Source organism: Tenacibaculum aquimarinum, assembly GCF_022478115.1.
GTDB classification, from domain to species: domain Bacteria; phylum Bacteroidota; class Bacteroidia; order Flavobacteriales; family Flavobacteriaceae; genus Polaribacter; species Polaribacter aquimarinum_A.
Map to the genome: position 1 here is coordinate 188,636 of NZ_JAKGSC010000001.1, position 18,176 is coordinate 206,811.

Genomic DNA, 18,176 nt, shown 5'->3' on the forward strand with positions numbered 1-18,176 from the left:
CGATGAATTTCATCGGTTTTTTTTGTTAAAATATGTTTTAAAAATATTGTCCAACTCCAAAAACTAATCCGCCTGATTTGTCTTTTAAACTAAAGCCATAATCAATTCTAAAAGTTGCATTGTATATTTTTTTACTTGAAAGTCGTAAACCAACACCAGAATAAATTCTAACGTTTTCACTTTTAAAAAAATCATTTAAATCTCCTCCAGGATTTCTCCAAGTTCCACTATCTATAAAAGCGTTTCCTTGTATTGCAAACTTCTTTTTATCATAAAAAGTATGCCTATATTCAGTATTTAAAACAATACTTCCTGTACCACGATCAACCAAAATACCAACTCCACGTAGATTTACATTATTGTCTAAAGCAAATGGCGCAAACGGCGTTTTTTTATTTGAAGACAAACCAACTCGTAATCTATTTGCCCAATTTCCTTTTTCTCCAACTCTTTTGTAGTAAAAAAAATCGTTCCAAAAAATGAGGAAATTATTCTGAAACTCATTATCAGAAGATACGTATTGTCCATAGAAAACACTTTTAAAACCATTTACATATTGATAAAAGTAATCTAGATTATTATATGTGTACACAAATTTATAAAGCATTTTATCCACATCTAAGTTTTGCGGAACTGATGGATTTGTTGCACCAGAAATGTATTCATACTTTTCATTAAAAATATTAACACCAAAATTTATTTCATTTTTAAAATTGACTTGATATAAACCCAAAACCTCATAAGAAGTGTTGTTATACAAATAATTAGCGGAAGTATTATCGAAATATAGCGGCTCTTCACTTTTCCAGTTTTGGTAACTAACTACTAATCCAAATTTATTTGAAAACAAGTTTGGCGCTTTAAAATTAGCGCCATAAGTATTATATCCATTATTTTGATAGAAACCTCCAAGAGTAATATTTCTTCCTAAAAAATTATAATCATACAGGCCTATTTTATAAGAAAATTGATTGTTTGCTGAAGTCCAAAAACCTGTTTCAGGAATAATTGTAAAATTCTCTTCTATATTAAAAGAGACACTATAACTGTTTTCTTTACCTTTAATTACTTTATAATTTGCATTTGAAATTGCAGGTAATCTCTTTAAGAGTATTACGTCTTTATTTAGCTGAAGAGAATCTAAAGGTTTATCTTTTTGGGTTGAAATTAACGCTTCTAAAAATGTAGTTTTTGTTTTTTTAATACCAATAAATTCTACTTCATAAACGGTTTTTTCTTGTGTATAAACAAGAGAAGTAAAACTTAGAAATATGATTAAAAAACATCTCATTTTGAATATAATTCTTTTAGCAGTTTTTCACTGGGTTTATTTTGTGGGGTAAATCTGTTATTCTTTTCTCCACCAACCTCTTCATGTCTATGAAACCATTTCCAAACAAAACCGCCAGCAAACCAATCTTCTTTCCAAAACTGATTGTGTATGGCTTGTAATCCATTTTTCTGAGCTTCAAGATTTATATTCTCAACAATTCTACTAGAATCCCAAGGCTCTTTCCCTGTATAATCGGTACTTCTATAACCAAACTCTGTAAATAAAATTGGTTTATTAAATTGCTTATGTATTTTTATTATTTCTTCTTTATGGGGTTTCCAACCTAATTCAAAATCTGCTATTGTTGGAGATTTTTTGTCTGTTAAAGGAAAATATGCATCTACTCCAATAAAATCTAACTCGCCCCAAAATGTAATTCGTTTAAATTCATCCCAATTTGCGGCATACGTTAACTTCCCTTTATAAATCTCTCTAATTTGTTTGATAAGTTTCAACCAAAAGTCAGGTCTTTTTAATACAAATTGTTCTAATTCCGTTCCAATGCAAAGAATTTCTGCTTTCATATTTTGTGCAGCTTTTGCATAGGTTAATATATAGTCTCTATAAGAATTCTCTAAAACTATCCAATTCGCTTCTGTATCTGCTTTTAAATGCCCGGTAAAGCCTCCTCTTCTTAACCACAAATGTGGCTTTACCATAACTTTTACATCAACTTTTTGAAATTCTTTTGCGTATTGTAAAAGCCCGTTTTCTCTTTCACCAAACCATTCTCTATTAGTGTTAAATTCGATTTTCGGAGTTTCTATATTTCGTATAAAACTATAAGGCATCAAAGCAACATAGTTGCTTTGTACATTTAAGACAGGGTTTATATGCTTATCATTTATAGAATCTCTTGACGCTACAAAACTTACACCATTAATTTTTTTCGTCTGACTTTTACAAGAAAAAATCAAAAAAATTAATAGTAAAAAAAGGAAATTTTTTGTCTTCATATATCTCCTAAAAATACTTCTTTTTATTAAAACAACGCTCTCAAGCCAATATTAAAACTTTGCCCTAAACCATTATCGGTTCCTCTAACAAATTTACTATACAAAGCCTCTATATTTAAAGTATTAGAGAGTTGATATTTACCACCTAAACCTAAAGCTGTATAGTCTTGAGAAAAATCTCCAAAACGTTGCGAATGCTGTACAAAACCTAATAAAGTTGACTTATCACTTGGAAAATAACTCATAAAAATACCTGGAGCTAATAAGAATGTATTGTTTGCAAAACTCGTTTCTTTTCCAAAACTGTATTCTGTATTTAACTCTGTAAACAACTGCCATTTTCCACTATCAAAAGTATAATCATAGAACAATCTATTTTGAAAAATCCAAGAAGATTGATCCAAGAAAACTCCGTTTTCAGTTTCATTTTTTACTAAAGGAATATGAAATGCAGATTGAATAGAGAAATTACCAACATCTTTAATTGGTTGCCATTTAATAGCAGGTGCAATTGAAGTAATCCCTTTTCTATCGGTTGCTGTATCATCTAAGCTAAATACAGAAAAAGCCTCTCTTCCTGCAATAGTATTAGATCTAAATTCAATAATAGCACCAACATTTATGCTGTTATTATCAGAAATACCTGTAAATGCTTCAATGGTTGATGTAAAATAATTTTCTCTAGCTTTTGATTGACTATCACCATTAGAATCGGCAAATTTAGTTTCCGTATATAAATTGTTAAACCATTTAATATCCCATTGTCCTTTATTTAAAAGCTTTGACGGTGTATATGTTTGAATATTACTTTTATTTTCATCTTGAGAAAACACAGCAAAGCTTGTAAGTAAAAGTAAAATTGTAAATAAGAGTGTTTGTTTCATCTTGTTATTTTGATTAATTTTAAACACTTCGTAAGTCGAACTAATTTCTAAGCAATTACGTTTTTCAAAAAGAAATAAAGTTATTTAAAATAATTCTAAATTAAATTACGGAATTAAGTTCTTAACTTTAACTTCGACATAACCAACAACTATTTATAAAACATGGAACATATTGTTATTATTGGAAACGGAATTTCTGGCGTAACTGCCGCAAGACATATCCGCAAACTTTCTGATAAAAAAATCACTATAATTTCTGCAGAAACAGAATTTTTCTTTTCTAGAACAGCCTTAATGTATGTTTACATGGGCCACATGAAGTTTGAACATACGCAACCTTATGAAAATTGGTTTTGGGAAAAGAACAACATCAATCTTAAAAAAGGGTTTGTTTCTTCTATAAATTCTGAAGAAAAAAATGTTGTTTTTTCTGATAATACCAAACTTTCTTACGATAAATTAATTATCGCAACCGGATCAAAACCTAATAAATTTGGTTGGCCAGGTCAAGATCTAGATGGTGTTATGGGTATGTATCATAAGCAAGATTTAGAAAATTTAGAAAAATATGCTCCCGACAATAAAACTTGTAAAAGAGCTGTAATTGTTGGTGGTGGATTAATTGGAATTGAACTTGCAGAAATGTTAAGAAGTAGAAAAATTCCTGTTACTTTTTTAGTACGCGAAACTAGTTTTTGGAACGGAGTTTTACCTGCACAAGAATCAGAATTAATTAACAATCATATTAAAGAACATCATATAGATTTACGCTTAAGCACCAACTTAAAAGAAATTAAAGCTGATGAAAACGGACGCGTAAAATCTGTTATTATTGAAGAAACAGGAGAAGAAATTGCTTGTGATGTTGTTGGATTAACGGCTGGTGTAACACCAAATATTGATTTTATTAAAAATTCTGGAATTGAATTAGGAAGAGGTGTAAAAGTGAATCGTTTTTTAGAAACCAATACAAAAGATGTATATGCAATTGGAGATTGTGCAGAACAACATGATGCAATTGGACAACGTAGAAATATTGAAGCTGTTTGGTATACAGGAAGAATGATGGGAGAAACTTTAGCACAAACAATTTGTGGTAATAAAACGGAATACAAACCAGGACATTGGTTTAATTCTGCTAAGTTTTTAGATATTGAATATCAAACTTATGGTTGGGTTTTTAGCGAACGAAGTAAGAAAGAAAATGAGGCTTATTTTCAATGGCAACATCCAAAAGACAATAAATGTATTACTATTTCTTTTGATAAAAATACCAATACTTTTTTAGGTATAAACACCTTCGGAATTAGAATGCGTCATGAAATTTTTGACAAATGGCTTACAGAGAAAAGATCTATAGAACATGTTTTAGAATATTTATCTGATGCTAATTTTGATCCAGAATTTTACAAATTACATGAAGCTGAAATTGTAGCCAAATTCAACAAAGAAAACAACGCAACTATTCAATTAAAAAAGAAAAGCTGGAAAAGAATTTTTAGCAAATCATAATTATGAAATTTATAAAACAAACAGGTTTAGTTCTATTTTTATTAGGACTATTCATCTTTATAGCAACTATTTTTACAGGTTCATTTAGCTTAACACAATCTGAATTAGACACCTATATTTCAGAAAAAGGCTATAAAAGTGAACTCATAAAAGAAGAGCTTTCTAAAGCAATTGTAACTTCAGAAAACTTAAATATTTTTCAATTTTCAAGCAAGGTTAGAGGTGCTTTTGATAAATCTAACAATCATTATGACGCGCTTATTGCAAAATACGACGCAGAAAAAAACTGGGATAAAAAAGGAGCTCAATTTCAATATAAAATATACGGAAAACCACATAGTTTAAGTTTTGAACTTGCAAAAAAAGCTGGTAAAGGTTTCGCACCAGAAAACACGGGATTAGCTTGGTTTTTAACTTTCGGATTAGGTATTCTTGGCGCACTACTATTTATTATTCCAGATGTTGTTTTATTAGGAAAACCAGGTATTAAAAACGATGGTATTTTTCTAAACGCAGCAACTAATCGTGGTTGGATTGGTTGGTTTGCTTTTGTATTTTTAGTTACTTTTTATATTCTACTTTATTTTATGCCAGATTTAATAGTAAACTGGGTGTATTTAGTAGATCCAATAAGTAAATCTATTAGCGGAAATGCCGCAAGTCAATGGTTTTTGTACGGATTTTTATATTGTGTTGTTATGACTGTTATGGCTGTAAGAATGTATATAAAATATCGCCATAATAAATACCAAATCTTAAGAACCACTTCGGTTTTATTCTTTCAAATTGTATTTGCTTTTTTAATTCCTGAAATTTTAGTTCGTTTCGAAAAACCTTGGTACGATTTTAAAAATGCCTTTCCTTTAGATTATGATTTTTTCTTTAAATGGAATTTAGACGAACTACTTTCAAGCGGAGGTTTTGGTCTATTTATTTTAGTTTGGGGAGTTGTTTTAACTATTGTAGTTGTACCAGTAATGGTTTATTTCTTCGGAAAAAGATGGTACTGTTCTTGGGTTTGTGGTTGTGGTGGTTTAGCTGAAACTTTAGGAGATCCTTACAGACAAAACTCTAGTAAAACCTTACTTTCTTGGAGAGTGGAACGTATTGTAATACACTCTGTTTTAGTTTTTGTTTTAGTAATGACAGGTTTTGCTTTATATACTTTCTTTTCTGGAGCAGACCAAGTTATTGGAATTAAAACACAAACTATTCAAGATATTTATGGTTTCTTAATTGGTGCTGTTTTTGCCGGTGTTATTGGTACAGGATTCTACCCTATTTTTGGAAACAGAGTTTGGTGTCGTTTTGGTTGTCCGTTAGCGGCTTATTTAGGTTTTATCCAACGTTTTAAATCAAGATTTAGAATTACAACAAATGGTGGTCAATGTATTTCTTGTGGAAACTGTTCTACATATTGTGAGCAAGGAATAGACGTTAGAGCTTATGCACAAAAAGGGGAAAATATTGTGCGTTCTAGTTGCGTTGGTTGTGGTGTTTGTTCTGCAGTTTGCCCAAGGGGAGTTTTAAAATTAGAAAACGGACCAGAAGAAGGAAGAATAAATCCTACAGATGTTTTATTAGGAAATGATGTTGATTTAATGGAATTGGTAAACAACAAATAATGTTTACAAAAAAAGTTCTTTTTCTCTTTTTATTTTTGATTAGCTCCACACTTTTCTCACAAAAAAAATATCAAAAATCATATTACAAAAATGAAGTTTTAAAAGCTGAAGGTTGGATAAAAGACAACAAAAAAACGGGTTATTGGAAATTTTACCATAGAAACGGAAATCTTAAAAAAGAAGGTAGGTTTAAAGATGGATTAGAGTCTAAATATTGGTATTTTTACAGCAAAAATTCAGTAAAAGAAAAAGAAGGCCATTTTTCAAAAGGGAAACAACAAAAATGGTGGTTGTATTATGATGAAAAAGGAAACTTAAATCATAAATGCCAACTAAAAGACAATCGTAAAAATGGTTATTGCTTTATTTATGTTGAAAAAAAACTAAAGAAAGCCTTACAGTTTAAAAACGGTAAAAAGATGAAAGAATGGACAGATTTTTCTTCCTTCAGAAAAGAAAACAATCTAAATGATTTACGCTAAATGAAGCCAATTATTAAAGTAATTATCCCTGCTTACAACGAGCAAGATTCAATTGCAAATGTTATAAATGATATTCCAAAAACTGTTGAAGAGATAATTGTTATCAGTAATAATTCTACAGATAAAACGGAAGAAAATGCTAAAAATGCGGGAGCAACTGTTTTAAAAGAACAAAGAAAAGGCTACGGTTATGCGTGTTTAAAAGGAATGGACTACATTGCTTCAGCAACGCTCAGCAATCCAAATACAAAACCAGATATTATTGTTTTTTTAGATGGAGATTACTCCGATTATCCGGAACAACTTACAGAACTTGTAGCACCAATTATTAATGATGATATCGATTTTGTAATTGGAACTCGTGTAAAACGACTACGTGAACAAGGTTCTATGACACCACAACAAGTTTTTGGTAATTGGTTAGCAACCTTTTTAATGAAATTATTCTTTGGCGCAAAATTTACTGATTTAGGCCCTTTTAGAGCTATTAAGTACAACAAACTACTTGCTTTAAACATGGAAGATAAAACCTACGGATGGACGGTTGAAATGCAACTAAAAGCATTAAAACAGAAATTCTCCTATACAGAAATACCTATGAAATATAGAAATAGAATTGGTGTTTCAAAAGTTTCAGGAACCGTAAAAGGAACTATATTTGCGGGTATAAAAATTCTAGGTTGGATTTTTAAATACAGCTTTAAAAAATGATACTTGAATATATAATTATTACAATATACACCATATCAATTTTATTGATATTTATGTATTCTTTAGCGCAATTAAACCTATTAATCAATTATTTAGGCGCTAAAAAAAACAAGGAAACTTCTGAAACTTTCAATTTTGAAAATGCTGATGAAATTCCTTTTGTAACCATACAATTACCCGTTTTTAACGAATTGTATGTAATGGAAAGATTGCTAAAAAACATTGCAAAAATTGAATACCCAAGAGAAAAACTTGAAATTCAGGTTTTAGATGATTCTACGGATGAATCCATACAAATTACAGCTAAATTAGTTGCCAAATTAGAAAAAACAGGCTTAGACATCCTACACATCAGAAGAGAAAATCGTGAAGGTTTTAAAGCTGGAGCATTAAAAGAAGGTTTAAAAATTGCTAAAGGCGAATTTATTGCCATTTTTGATGCTGACTTTTTACCACAAACAGATTGGTTAAAAAAGACAATTCCGTATTTTAAAGACACTGCAATTGGTGTTGTTCAAACTCGCTGGGGGCATATCAATAGAAATTACTCTACGCTAACAAGAATACAAGCATTTATGTTAGATGCGCATTTTACCTTAGAACAAACTGGTAGAAATAGCAAAGGACACTTTATTAACTTTAACGGTACAGCAGGTGTTTGGAGAAAGGAATGTATTCTAGATGCTGGTAATTGGCAAGGCGATACATTAACAGAAGATATTGACTTAAGTTATAGAGCTCAACTTAAAAATTGGAAGTTTAAGTATTTAGAAAATGTAGAAACTCCTGCGGAATTACCTGTGGTTATTAGTGCAGCTCGTTCTCAACAATTTAGATGGAACAAAGGAGGTGCTGAGAATTTTCAAAAAATGATAAAAGGTATCATTAAAAATAAAAATATTTCTGCAAAAACCAAAATTCATGGATTGTTACATTTATTAAATAGTTCCATGTTTACTTGTATCTTTTTAGTAGCAGTTTTAAGCATACCAATGCTCTATATTAAAAATGAATACGCACATTTAAAGTCTTATTTTTTAATGATGAGTTTCTTTGTGGTAAGCTCTATAATATTCTTTATCTGTTATTGGTTTATGTATAAAAACATTTACGGAAGCGGAATTAAAAATTTCTTTAAATACATTGGGGCCTTTTTTACTTTTTTCTCAGTTGCAATGGGCTTTTCTCTACACAATACAATTGCTGTTTTAGAAGGTCATTTTGGTAAAAAAAGTGAGTTTGTTAGAACACCAAAATTTAACATTACTGGCTTAAAAGGAAACTGGAAAAACAACAAATACATTAAGAAAAAACCTTCAATACATGTTATTATTGAAGGGCTTTTAGCCTTGTATTTTGTCTTTGGAATGTACAGCGCTTTTATTGTTGGAAATGAAGGTGGAGATTTTGGATTATTCCCTTTTCACTTTATGTTATTTATGGGATTTGGTTATGTTTTTTTCAAATCTATATTCTCTAAAGCATAAGTGGATTTTCTGAATAAAAATAAAGGAACATTACTCATAATTCTGAGTACATTTTTATATTTTTTCTTTGCTTATTTTTTAGAACGAACACAATTTAACACATTATTTATTACTTGGTTTTTTCTCTTCGGATGTTTTTATTTGTTGATGAAAACCGAGCAACTTTCATTTAAATATTTAGCAGGAATTGCAATTATATTTCGGTTAATATTTCTCTTTGCAACACCTAATTTATCACAAGATTTCTATCGTTTTATTTGGGATGGAAGAATGCTGTTTAATGGATTTAATCCATACTTGTATTTACCGGAAACATTTATTCAGCAAAGAAACTTCCCAATACCCGAAGCTCAAGAATTGTATTACGGAATGGGAGAACTTAATGGAAGTCATTACACAAATTATCCGCCTTTAAATCAATTATCATTTTTTATTGCAGCACTATTTGCAGGTAAAAGTATTTTTTGGTCTGCGGTTGTTTTACGCTTGCAAATAATTATAGCGGACATTGGAATTTTATACTTCGGAAGTAAATTGTTGAAGAATCTCAATTTAAATCCGAAGAAAATTTTCTGGTATATGCTAAATCCATTTGTGATAATAGAGTTAACAGGAAACTTGCACTTTGAGCCTGTAATGTTGTTTTTCTTAATTTGGAGTTTATATAAATTACAGCAACAAAAATGGATTTTTGCAGGTATATTATTAGCTTGTTCTGTAACTGTAAAATTAATTCCTCTATTATTTTTACCCTTATTTTTTCAATGGTTTGTAAAAGAAAATAAAATTAAAGGAATTCAAAAATTATTTGGTTTTTACGCAATTGTTATAACAACTTCTCTTCTATTATTCTTACCTTTTTATTCATTAGAATTGATTGAAAACTACATGAATTCTGTTGGTTTATGGTTTAAAAACTTTGAATTTAACGCGAGTATTTATTATATTTTTAGGGAAATTGGATATCTATTTAGAGGTTATAATGAAATTGCATTTATAGGAAAAGCGCTTCCAATTTTAACTATTCTATTTTTAATTTACCTAAGTCTCTTCCGAAGAAATAATTCTTTTAAAAGTATAATTACAGCATTATTATTTGGATTATCATTTTATTATTTTACTACAACAACAATGCATCCTTGGTATTTAGCAACCTTAATTTTATTGTCTGTTTTTACTAAATATAGATTTCCAATTGTTTGGAGTTTAGCAGTAATATTAAGCTATCAAGCCTATGCAAATATTCCTTGGAAAGAAAACTTATGGTTTGTTGCCATAGAGTATAGTGTTGTTTATGGTTTCTTAATTTGGGAGCTAAAAAGCACGAGCCAAAGATCTATCAAAATTTAATTTTAACTTAAAATCTACTCCTTAGATTTTCCGTATATTGTCCCTTTAATTTTTTTTATGAAAAAACTTACCATTAAAGACATTGCAAAAGAGTTTAGTGTATCTATATCTACAGTTTCAAAAGCTTTAAATGATAGTTATGAAATAAGTGAAGCTACTAAAGAAAAAATTAAAAAATACGCCAAAGAAAATAATTACAAGCCTAATTTTAACGCAATAAGTTTAAAAAATAGAAGCACCAAAACTATTGGCGTAATTATACCTACAATGCTTAATTATTTTTTTGCACAGGTTTTTAAAGGGATAGAAGATGCTGCAAATAAAAAAGGATATAAAGTAATTACTTGTATTACAAATCAATCTCATAATAAGGAATCTGAAATTATTGAAATGCTTTCTAACGGAAGTATAGATGGTTTTATTTTATCTATGGCAAAAGAGACTGAATTAAAAAAAGAATATAACCATTTTAAAGAAACTATAGAAAACGGAACTCCAATTGTTATGTTTGATAGAGTTGCAGAATCTATTGAATGTGACAAAGTTATTACAGATGATTATAATGGCGCTTTAAACACTGTAGCTTTTTTACACAAAAAAGGACATACAAAAATTGCCTTTGTCTCTACATTAAGTGATTTACATATTGGTAAACAGCGATTTTTAGGATATAAAAAAGGATTAGAAAACGTTGGTTTACCTTTTAACGAAGATTTGGTAATTAATATTCTTGACAGAGATTATAAAAAATATGAGACTTTATTAACTCCTTTTTTGAAAAACAACAATGTAGATAGTGTTATTACAACTGGAGAATCTGCAGCAGTTGCAACTATGAAATGCTTAATTAAAAGCGGTAAAAAAATACCTAAAGATGTTTCTGTAATTGCTTTTTCTAATGGAATTTTAGCAAGACATTCTAGCCCTAAACTAACCACAATTAGTCAACACGGAGAACAAATGGGTGAAGCAGCTGCAAATATTCTTATTGAAAAATTAGAAAAGAAAAACACTGAAACTATTACTAAAATTATAAAAACAGATTTAGTAATTAGAGATTCTACTAGATAATCTAATCATCATAAGAAACCGTACTTTGTCTTTCTCTGTTTACATGTAATTTAGTAACATCTGGTCGAGAATAATGACCAACACAGTCAAAATTTTGACGCTCTTCTAAAACCCTATTAAAGTCTAAAGTTTCAATAATTAAACCTTCTTTGTGTAAAACAGGTTCCACTAACCATTCTCCATTAGGTGAAGCAATACAAGAACCTCCGTTTGCTAAAACATCAGGAGCATTTTCTACAATTTTATCATAATGTGGAACGTCTTTTAGAAAGTCTGATTTTGCCATTAGACTAGAAACAGAAATCACAAAAGAACGAGATTCCCTAGCAATAAAACGTGTAATATCTTTTGTGTTATGATCGCTCCCAGGCCAAACAGCAATATGTAAATTTTCTCCCAAACCATATAACGCAGTTCTTGGTAAAGGCATCCAATTTTCCCAACAGTTTAAACCACCAACAGTAAACTCTTTAAGCGGATGAACTTGTAACCCGTTTCCGTCTCCAGGCGCCCAAGTTAAGCGTTCATCAAAAGTTGGCTGCAATTTTCTATGCACAGATTTTATTTCTCCATCTTGATTTATATACACCAAAGAAGCATAAATACTATGTCCTCCTCTATTTTGAGCACGTTCCATAATACCTAAATAAATAGCAATATTATTTTCTTTTGCCAATTTACAAACGGAATCCAACTCGCCTTTTTCTATAGTAATTGAATTACGAACGTAATGTGCATGAATTTCCTTTTGCGTTTTAGAATCCCATTCTGCACCATTTGTTAAGGCAACCCAAAATGGATAACCAGGCAATAATGCTTCGCCAAAAACGATGAGTTCGCAATTCTCTTTTGAAGCATCAACTATAGATTTTTCAATCTTTTCAATTGTTTTTTCTTTATTCAACCAAACTGGTGAAATCTGTGCTAAGGCTACTTTTAATAAATTGTTACTCATTTTTATTTATTTTTAATACTGAAAACTACCACTGTTTTACTGAATACTAATTTGTACAACCAAACCTTCATTGGCTCTCACATTAAAGACTGTTTGGTCTTCAAAAATTAAATACTGCCCCTTTATTCCGACTAATTTCCCAGAATAATTAGGCGTTTTAATCAAGTTTAAACTTTTGGGTTTTTCTGGATAAGCAATAACAGGAAACTTTAATTCAGTTTCTTTATTATTTTCTATAAAATATTCTTTTGCTTCTTCAGGAATGTATTGTTTTAACTTGTTTTTCCAATCTTCTAAGCTTTCATCAACAACATCATTCTTTAACATTTTACGCCAATTAGTTTTATCAGCAACATACTCTTTTAAAGCAACTTCAGTAATTCCTGCTAAGTATCTATTTGGAACTTCAACAATTTCAATTGCTTCATGTGCTCCTTGATCTATCCAACGCGTTGGCACTTGACTTTTACGCGTTACACCAACTTTTACGTTGCTAGAATTAGCTAAATACACAATATGAGGCTTTAATTGCGACTGTTTTTCATATTCTAAATCACGATCTTCAATACCTAAATGCGCCTTACTTAATTCCGGCCTCATAATCCAATCTCCAGCACGAGCTGTTTCAAAAAAACAACTTTTACAAAATCCTTGTCGGTAAATTTGCTTGTCTAAACCACAATTTAAACACTGATATTTTACAAACTGAATAGTAATAGTTTTTGTAAGTAACTGATTCATATTAATAAAATCAGATTCCATATCTAAATAATACTGAATCTCATCATTATTTTCAGTTAACATCTTTTTTAAAACTCCTTGGTATTGCATTGCGTAAAATTTACTATTTTTAACTCCTAACAAACTTACAAATTAAGTCTTAATCTATGGCGTTTCCGTTTATAAATTCTATTATCTCTTGGTTCTTGAAGAAGCGAAAACACCAAATAGAACTTTTTCTTAAATATCCTGATGATGTTCAGCAAGAATTATTAAAGCGGCTTGTAGAAACTGCAAAAAACACAGAACTTGGTAAACAATTAGACTTTTCCTCTATAAATAATTATACTGATTTTGCAGATGCTGTTCCTATTCAAAAATACGAAAGTATTGAACCCTTAATTGAACGTTGTAGAAAAGGAGAACAAAACTTATTTTGGCCAACAAACATACGTTGGTTTGCAAAATCTAGTGGAACTACAAATGCTAAAAGTAAATATATTCCTGTTAGTGACGAAGCTTTAGAAAACTGCCATTTAAAAGCAGGTAAAGACATGTTATGTTTATACATAAACAACAACGAAGAAACTAAAATGTTTACAGGAAAAGGCCTGAAATTAGGTGGAAGTACAGCAATTTATGAAGACAACAATACATATTTTGGAGATTTATCTGCAATTATTACTGAAAACTTACCTTTTTGGGCAGATTACAGTTCTGCTCCAAGCCAAGAAGTAGCTTTAATGGGCGAATGGGAAACCAAAATGGAGGCCATAATTGATGAAACCATTCATGAAAACATTACTAGTTTAATTGGTGTACCAAGTTGGATGTTGGTTTTACTAAACAGGGTTTTAGAAAAAACTGGAAAAGATAATATATTAGAGGTTTGGCCAAATTTGGAAGTTTATTTTCATGGAGGCGTAAACTTCAATCCTTATAGAGAACAGTATAAAAAGCTGATTCCTAAAGCAGATTTCAAGTATTTTGAAACCTATAATGCATCTGAAGGATTTTTCGGAATTCAAGACCGAAATAATTCTGATGAACTATTATTAATGTTAGATTATGGAATTTTCTATGAATTTATTCCAATGGATTCTTACGATGAAGAAAACTCAGTTGCAATTCCACTTTCTGAAGTAAAAAAAGGTATTAATTATGCAATTGTAATTACTACAAACGGTGGTTTATGGCGTTATTTAATTGGAGATACTGTTAAATTTACCTCAACAAAACCATACAGAATTAAAATTACTGGACGTACAAAACACTTTATAAATGTTTTTGGCGAAGAATTAATTATAGAAAATGCTGAGGAAGCTTTAAAACAAGCTTGTAAGAAGACCGATGCTTCTATTTTAGATTATACTGTTGGCCCAATTTTTATGAGTGAAAACCAAAAAGGTGGACACGAGTGGATTATTGAATTCAATAAAAAACCGAGTAATATAGCCTATTTTACTGAACTCTTAGATAATGCTTTAAAAGCTATAAATTCTGATTACGAAGCAAAACGTTATAATAATATGACGCTAGGAATGCCAACGATTCATGTTGCAGAAGATGGTTTATTTTATGCTTGGTTAAGTGCAAAAGGTAAATTAGGTGGCCAACATAAAATTCCTCGATTATCTAACAAAAGAGATTTTGTAGAAGAATTGTTAAAACTATAGGTAGTAATTTAGATTTTACGCTCTACTACATAATCAATCATTTGTAGTAAAGAATTCTTATAATCTGAAGTTGGGAAGTTATCTAAAATAGCAATTGCTTTACTTTTATAATCGTGCATTTTGGCAGTTGTGTATTCAATACCTCCGTTGTTTTTAACGAATGAAATTACTTCTTTTACGCGTTTTTTATCTTTATTATATTTCTTTATAGAGTTGATTAGCCACTTTTTATCTTTTTCTGAACAGTTATTTAATGTATAAATTAACGGCAACGTCATTTTTTGTTCTTTTATATCTATTCCGGTTGGCTTTCCTATTTTTTCGTCAGAATAATCGAACAAATCATCTTTAATTTGAAAAGCAATACCAATGTATTCTCCAAATTTTCTCATTTGCTGAACCGTATCTTGACTTGCGCCAACAGAAGCAGCTCCAATACCACAACAAGCGGCAATTAAAGTTGCTGTTTTTTGACGAATAATTTCAAAATAAATAGCTTCAGTAATATCTAGTTTACGAGCTTTTTCTATTTGCAAAAGTTCCCCTTCACTCATTTCGCGAACAGCAATAGAAATCAATTTTAAAATATCAAAATCTTCATTATCTATGGAAAGTAATAAACCTTTTGAGAGTAAAAAATCTCCTACTAAAACGGCTATTTTATTTTTCCAAAGTGCATTTATTGAAAAGAAACCTCTACGCCTGTTGCTATCATCTACAACATCGTCATGGACTAAAGTTGCTGTGTGAATTAATTCTACTACTGAAGCGCCACGATAAGTACGCTCATCAAAACCGCCATCTGAAACCATTTTTGCTACCAAAAACACAAACATTGGTCGCATTTGTTTTCCTTTTCTACGAACAATATAATACGTAATTCGGTTTAATAACGGTACTTTAGAAAGCATAGAATCTTTGAATTTGGTTTCAAAGAGTTCCATTTCACTTTTAATAGGAAGTTTTATTTGTTCTACTGGTTTCACGAAGTAAAAGTACTAAATATGAAGAGATGTTGAAACAAGTTTAACATCACTTTAATTATTAAGATTTATTAGCTAATTGCCCACAAGCTGCATCAATATCTTTTCCACGAGAACGACGCACATTTACAGTAATATCATTCATTTCTAAGTTAGAGATATAGTTGTTTATTGCTGAGTTTGTTGCTTGTTGAAACTCTCCATCGTCTATTGGATTGTATTCTATTAAATTTACTTTACAAGGAACGTAACTACAGAATTCTACCAACGCTTTTATATCTTCTTTACGATCGTTAATTCCGTTCCAAACTACATACTCATAAGTAATCATTCTGTTGGTTTTTTCATACCAATATTCTAAAGATTCTCTTAAATCTTGTAAATTCATCTTGCTGTTAAACGGCATTATTGAGGTTCTAACTTCATCTATTGCTGAGTGTAATGAAACTGCTAAATTAAATTTAACTTCATCATCTGCCATTTTTTTGATGATTTTTGGAACTCCAGATGTAGAAACTACTATTCTTTTTGGAGACATTCCTAAACCTTCTGGCGATGTAATTTTATCGATAGCTTTAATTACATTATTGTAATTCATAAGCGGTTCTCCCATTCCCATAAACACAATATTTGTAAGTTTATGACCATGATATAATCTACTTTGTTTGTCTATTGCTACAACTTGATCGTAAATTTCATCTGGATTTAGATTACGCATTCTTTTTAAACGTGCTGTTGCACAAAATTTACAATCTAAACTACAACCTACTTGACTAGAAACACAAGCGGTTGTTCTTTTAGGAGTTGGTATTAAAACAGATTCTACAATTAAACCATCGTGTAATTTTATTCCGTTTTTTATAGTTCCATCTTTACTTTGTTGCATAGAATCTACTTCTATGTGGTTGATTACAAAGTTTGTTTCTAACATTTCTCTTGTTTCTTTAGATATGTTAGTCATATCTTCGAAAGTATGTAGAGATTTACTCCACAACCATTCGTATACTTGGTTTCCTCGGAAGGCTTTGTCTCCGTTTTCTACAAAAAAATCTCTTAGTTGTTCTTTAGTTAGAGCGCGTATGTCTTTTTTCTTATCCAAGTGATTGCTATTGAAAGGTTATAAAAATATGAGTTGCAAAAATACGTATATATTTTGAGGTTATTACTACCTTTTATAAGTACGCCCGCGTTAGCGATTGAAGTGGCATCCTTTTTCTTTTTTTGAAAAAGATATAACGGAAAGCGCGACCTGAAAGGTAACGCCCAAAAGAAGAAAAAACTGATAACTTGCGCTATCAGTTTTTTAAAAATATATGTTGTATGCTTGTTATATAATTAACATTGCGTCTCCGTAAGTAGAAAATCTGTACTTTTCTTTTATGGCTACTTGGTAAGCTTCCATTACAAAATCGTAACCTCCAAAAGCTGCTGCTTGCATTAATAAGGTAGATTTTGGTGTGTGTAAGTTTGTTATCATACTATTTGCGATACTAAAATCGTGTGGTGGAAAAATGAATTTATTTGTCCAACCTTCAAAAGCATTTAGTTCTCCACTAGACGAAACTGAAGATTCTACAGTACGCATAACTGTTGTACCAACAGCACAAATACGCTTTTTGGTTTTTAATGCGCTGTTTACCATTTTACTTGTTTTTTCTGGAATTATAATTTTCTCAGAATCCATTTTGTGCTTTGATAAATCTTCTACTTCTACAGAGTTAAAAGTTCCTAAACCAACGTGTAATGTTAACTCAGCAAAGTCTACTCCTTTAATTTCTAAACGCTTCATTAAGTGTTTAGAAAAGTGTAAACCAGCAGTTGGTGCTGCTACAGCTCCTTCATGCTTTGCAAATATTGTTTGGTAACGTTCTTCGTCTTCTGGCTCTAATTCTCTGTTTATAGTTTTTGGAAGTGGAGTTTGCCCTAACTCTTGTAACTTTACTCTAAACTCATCATAATCTCCATCGTATAAGAAACGTAAAGTTCTACCACGAGATGTTGTGTTGTCTATAACTTCTGCTACTAAACTATCATCTTCTCCAAAAAATAATTTGTTTCCAATTCTAATTTTACGTGCTGGATCTACTAAAACATCCCACAATCTGTTCTCTGCATTTAATTCTCTTAATAAGAAAACCTCTATACGAGCACCTGTTTTTTCTTTATTACCAAACATACGCGCAGGAAAAACCTTAGTGTTGTTTAGCATCATAATATCACCTTCGTCAAAATAATCGATTACATCTTTAAAAAGTTTGTGTTCAATTTTTTGCGTGTCGCGGTGTAATACCATTAAACGAGACTCATCTCTATGTTCAGTAGGATATTCTGCTAATAATTCTTCTGGCAATTCAAATCCAAAGTGTGATAATTTCATATATGCGTTTTCTTATAAGGTCGACAAATATACGATATCGGAATAGGCGTTGTC

The 18,176-nt window shown here is 30.4% G+C and carries 16 protein-coding genes; 8 read left to right on the forward strand and 8 right to left on the reverse strand.

What is annotated here, in order from left to right; genetic code table 11:
• Positions 1-37: 37 nt before the first annotated feature.
• The 3 genes from L1S33_RS00880 to L1S33_RS00890 form a co-directional block, all read right to left on the reverse strand.
• Positions 38-1,291 carry a BamA/TamA family outer membrane protein gene (locus L1S33_RS00880; RefSeq protein ID WP_240560834.1) on the reverse strand — a complete coding sequence of 418 codons (1,254 nt, stop codon included), beginning with the start codon at positions 1,289-1,291 and terminating at the stop codon, positions 38-40.
• Positions 1,288-2,250 carry a glycoside hydrolase family 113 gene (locus L1S33_RS00885; protein WP_394801747.1) on the reverse strand — a complete coding sequence of 321 codons (963 nt, stop codon included), beginning with the start codon at positions 2,248-2,250 and terminating at the stop codon, positions 1,288-1,290. The genes L1S33_RS00880 and L1S33_RS00885 overlap by 4 nt, the downstream gene beginning before the upstream one ends.
• A gap of 65 nt (positions 2,251-2,315) precedes the next feature.
• Positions 2,316-3,173, reverse strand: coding sequence for a transporter (locus tag L1S33_RS00890; protein WP_240560838.1), 858 nt, complete (start codon positions 3,171-3,173; stop codon positions 2,316-2,318).
• Between the two features lie 162 nt (positions 3,174-3,335).
• Between L1S33_RS00890 and L1S33_RS00895 the strand changes: the two genes are divergently transcribed.
• Genes L1S33_RS00895 through L1S33_RS00925 form a run of 7 tightly spaced genes read left to right on the forward strand, consistent with a single transcriptional unit; the run spans position 3,336 to position 11,411 of the window.
• Positions 3,336-4,685, forward strand: coding sequence for an NAD(P)/FAD-dependent oxidoreductase (locus L1S33_RS00895; RefSeq protein ID WP_240560839.1), 1,350 nt, complete (start codon positions 3,336-3,338; stop codon positions 4,683-4,685).
• A gap of 2 nt (positions 4,686-4,687) precedes the next feature.
• Positions 4,688-6,310 carry a 4Fe-4S binding protein gene (locus L1S33_RS00900; RefSeq protein WP_240551412.1) on the forward strand — a complete coding sequence of 541 codons (1,623 nt, stop codon included), beginning with the start codon at positions 4,688-4,690 and terminating at the stop codon, positions 6,308-6,310.
• Positions 6,310-6,792, forward strand: coding sequence for a toxin-antitoxin system YwqK family antitoxin (locus tag L1S33_RS00905; protein WP_240560840.1), 483 nt, complete (start codon positions 6,310-6,312; stop codon positions 6,790-6,792). Before L1S33_RS00900 ends, L1S33_RS00905 begins: the two co-directional genes overlap by 1 nt.
• The gene (locus L1S33_RS00910) at positions 6,793-7,503 is read left to right on the forward strand and encodes a glycosyltransferase family 2 protein (protein WP_240551410.1); all 711 of its coding nucleotides are present in this window, start codon (positions 6,793-6,795) and stop codon (positions 7,501-7,503) included. It begins immediately after the preceding gene.
• Positions 7,500-8,990: a cellulose synthase family protein gene (locus L1S33_RS00915; RefSeq protein ID WP_240560842.1), complete on the forward strand. Its 1,491-nt coding sequence runs from the start codon at positions 7,500-7,502 to the stop codon at positions 8,988-8,990. The genes L1S33_RS00910 and L1S33_RS00915 overlap by 4 nt, the downstream gene beginning before the upstream one ends.
• Positions 8,991-10,340 (forward strand): mannosyltransferase, encoded by a 1,350-nt coding sequence (locus tag L1S33_RS00920; RefSeq protein WP_394801748.1) that lies wholly within the window; start codon positions 8,991-8,993, stop codon positions 10,338-10,340.
• Between the two features lie 57 nt (positions 10,341-10,397).
• Positions 10,398-11,411 (forward strand): LacI family DNA-binding transcriptional regulator, encoded by a 1,014-nt coding sequence (locus L1S33_RS00925; protein ID WP_240551407.1) that lies wholly within the window; start codon positions 10,398-10,400, stop codon positions 11,409-11,411.
• A gap of 1 nt (position 11,412) precedes the next feature.
• Here L1S33_RS00925 and L1S33_RS00930 read toward each other — a convergent pair whose 3' ends face one another.
• Both L1S33_RS00930 and L1S33_RS00935 read right to left on the reverse strand, forming a co-directional pair.
• Complete coding sequence (locus L1S33_RS00930) at positions 11,413-12,366, reverse strand: carbon-nitrogen hydrolase family protein (RefSeq protein ID WP_240560845.1); 954 nt, start codon at positions 12,364-12,366, stop codon at positions 11,413-11,415.
• A gap of 36 nt (positions 12,367-12,402) precedes the next feature.
• Positions 12,403-13,197: a DUF2797 domain-containing protein gene (locus tag L1S33_RS00935; protein ID WP_240560846.1), complete on the reverse strand. Its 795-nt coding sequence runs from the start codon at positions 13,195-13,197 to the stop codon at positions 12,403-12,405.
• A gap of 56 nt (positions 13,198-13,253) precedes the next feature.
• Between L1S33_RS00935 and L1S33_RS00940 the strand changes: the two genes are divergently transcribed.
• The gene (locus L1S33_RS00940) at positions 13,254-14,762 is read left to right on the forward strand and encodes a GH3 auxin-responsive promoter family protein (RefSeq protein WP_240551404.1); all 1,509 of its coding nucleotides are present in this window, start codon (positions 13,254-13,256) and stop codon (positions 14,760-14,762) included.
• A gap of 8 nt (positions 14,763-14,770) precedes the next feature.
• Here the strand turns inward: L1S33_RS00940 and L1S33_RS00945 are convergent, their stop codons facing one another.
• From L1S33_RS00945 to queA, 3 genes are all read right to left on the reverse strand, one after another.
• Positions 14,771-15,748: a polyprenyl synthetase family protein gene (locus L1S33_RS00945; RefSeq protein WP_240551403.1), complete on the reverse strand. Its 978-nt coding sequence runs from the start codon at positions 15,746-15,748 to the stop codon at positions 14,771-14,773.
• 58 nt (positions 15,749-15,806) lie between these two features.
• Complete coding sequence (rlmN, locus tag L1S33_RS00950; protein WP_240560847.1) at positions 15,807-16,844, reverse strand: 23S rRNA (adenine(2503)-C(2))-methyltransferase RlmN; 1,038 nt, start codon at positions 16,842-16,844, stop codon at positions 15,807-15,809.
• A 228-nt stretch (positions 16,845-17,072) separates the two neighbouring features.
• The gene (queA, locus tag L1S33_RS00955) at positions 17,073-18,122 is read right to left on the reverse strand and encodes a tRNA preQ1(34) S-adenosylmethionine ribosyltransferase-isomerase QueA (protein ID WP_240560848.1); all 1,050 of its coding nucleotides are present in this window, start codon (positions 18,120-18,122) and stop codon (positions 17,073-17,075) included.
• Between the last annotated feature and the right edge of the window lie 54 nt (positions 18,123-18,176).

Coding starts and splice junctions, on each gene's coding strand:
- L1S33_RS00940 (WP_240551404.1), top strand. CDS start 13,254: ATGGCGTTTCCGTTTATAAATTCTATTATCTCTTGGTTCTTGAAGAAG.
- L1S33_RS00895 (WP_240560839.1), top strand. CDS start 3,336: ATGGAACATATTGTTATTATTGGAAACGGAATTTCTGGCGTAACTGCC.
- L1S33_RS00930 (WP_240560845.1), bottom strand. CDS start 12,366: ATGAGTAACAATTTATTAAAAGTAGCCTTAGCACAGATTTCACCAGTT.
- L1S33_RS00880 (WP_240560834.1), bottom strand. CDS start 1,291: ATGAGATGTTTTTTAATCATATTTCTAAGTTTTACTTCTCTTGTTTAT.
- L1S33_RS00910 (WP_240551410.1), top strand. CDS start 6,793: ATGAAGCCAATTATTAAAGTAATTATCCCTGCTTACAACGAGCAAGAT.
- L1S33_RS00890 (WP_240560838.1), bottom strand. CDS start 3,173: ATGAAACAAACACTCTTATTTACAATTTTACTTTTACTTACAAGCTTT.
- L1S33_RS00915 (WP_240560842.1), top strand. CDS start 7,500: ATGATACTTGAATATATAATTATTACAATATACACCATATCAATTTTA.
- L1S33_RS00905 (WP_240560840.1), top strand. CDS start 6,310: ATGTTTACAAAAAAAGTTCTTTTTCTCTTTTTATTTTTGATTAGCTCC.
- queA (WP_240560848.1), bottom strand. CDS start 18,122: ATGAAATTATCACACTTTGGATTTGAATTGCCAGAAGAATTATTAGCA.
- L1S33_RS00925 (WP_240551407.1), top strand. CDS start 10,398: ATGAAAAAACTTACCATTAAAGACATTGCAAAAGAGTTTAGTGTATCT.
- L1S33_RS00900 (WP_240551412.1), top strand. CDS start 4,688: ATGAAATTTATAAAACAAACAGGTTTAGTTCTATTTTTATTAGGACTA.
- L1S33_RS00935 (WP_240560846.1), bottom strand. CDS start 13,197: ATGCAATACCAAGGAGTTTTAAAAAAGATGTTAACTGAAAATAATGAT.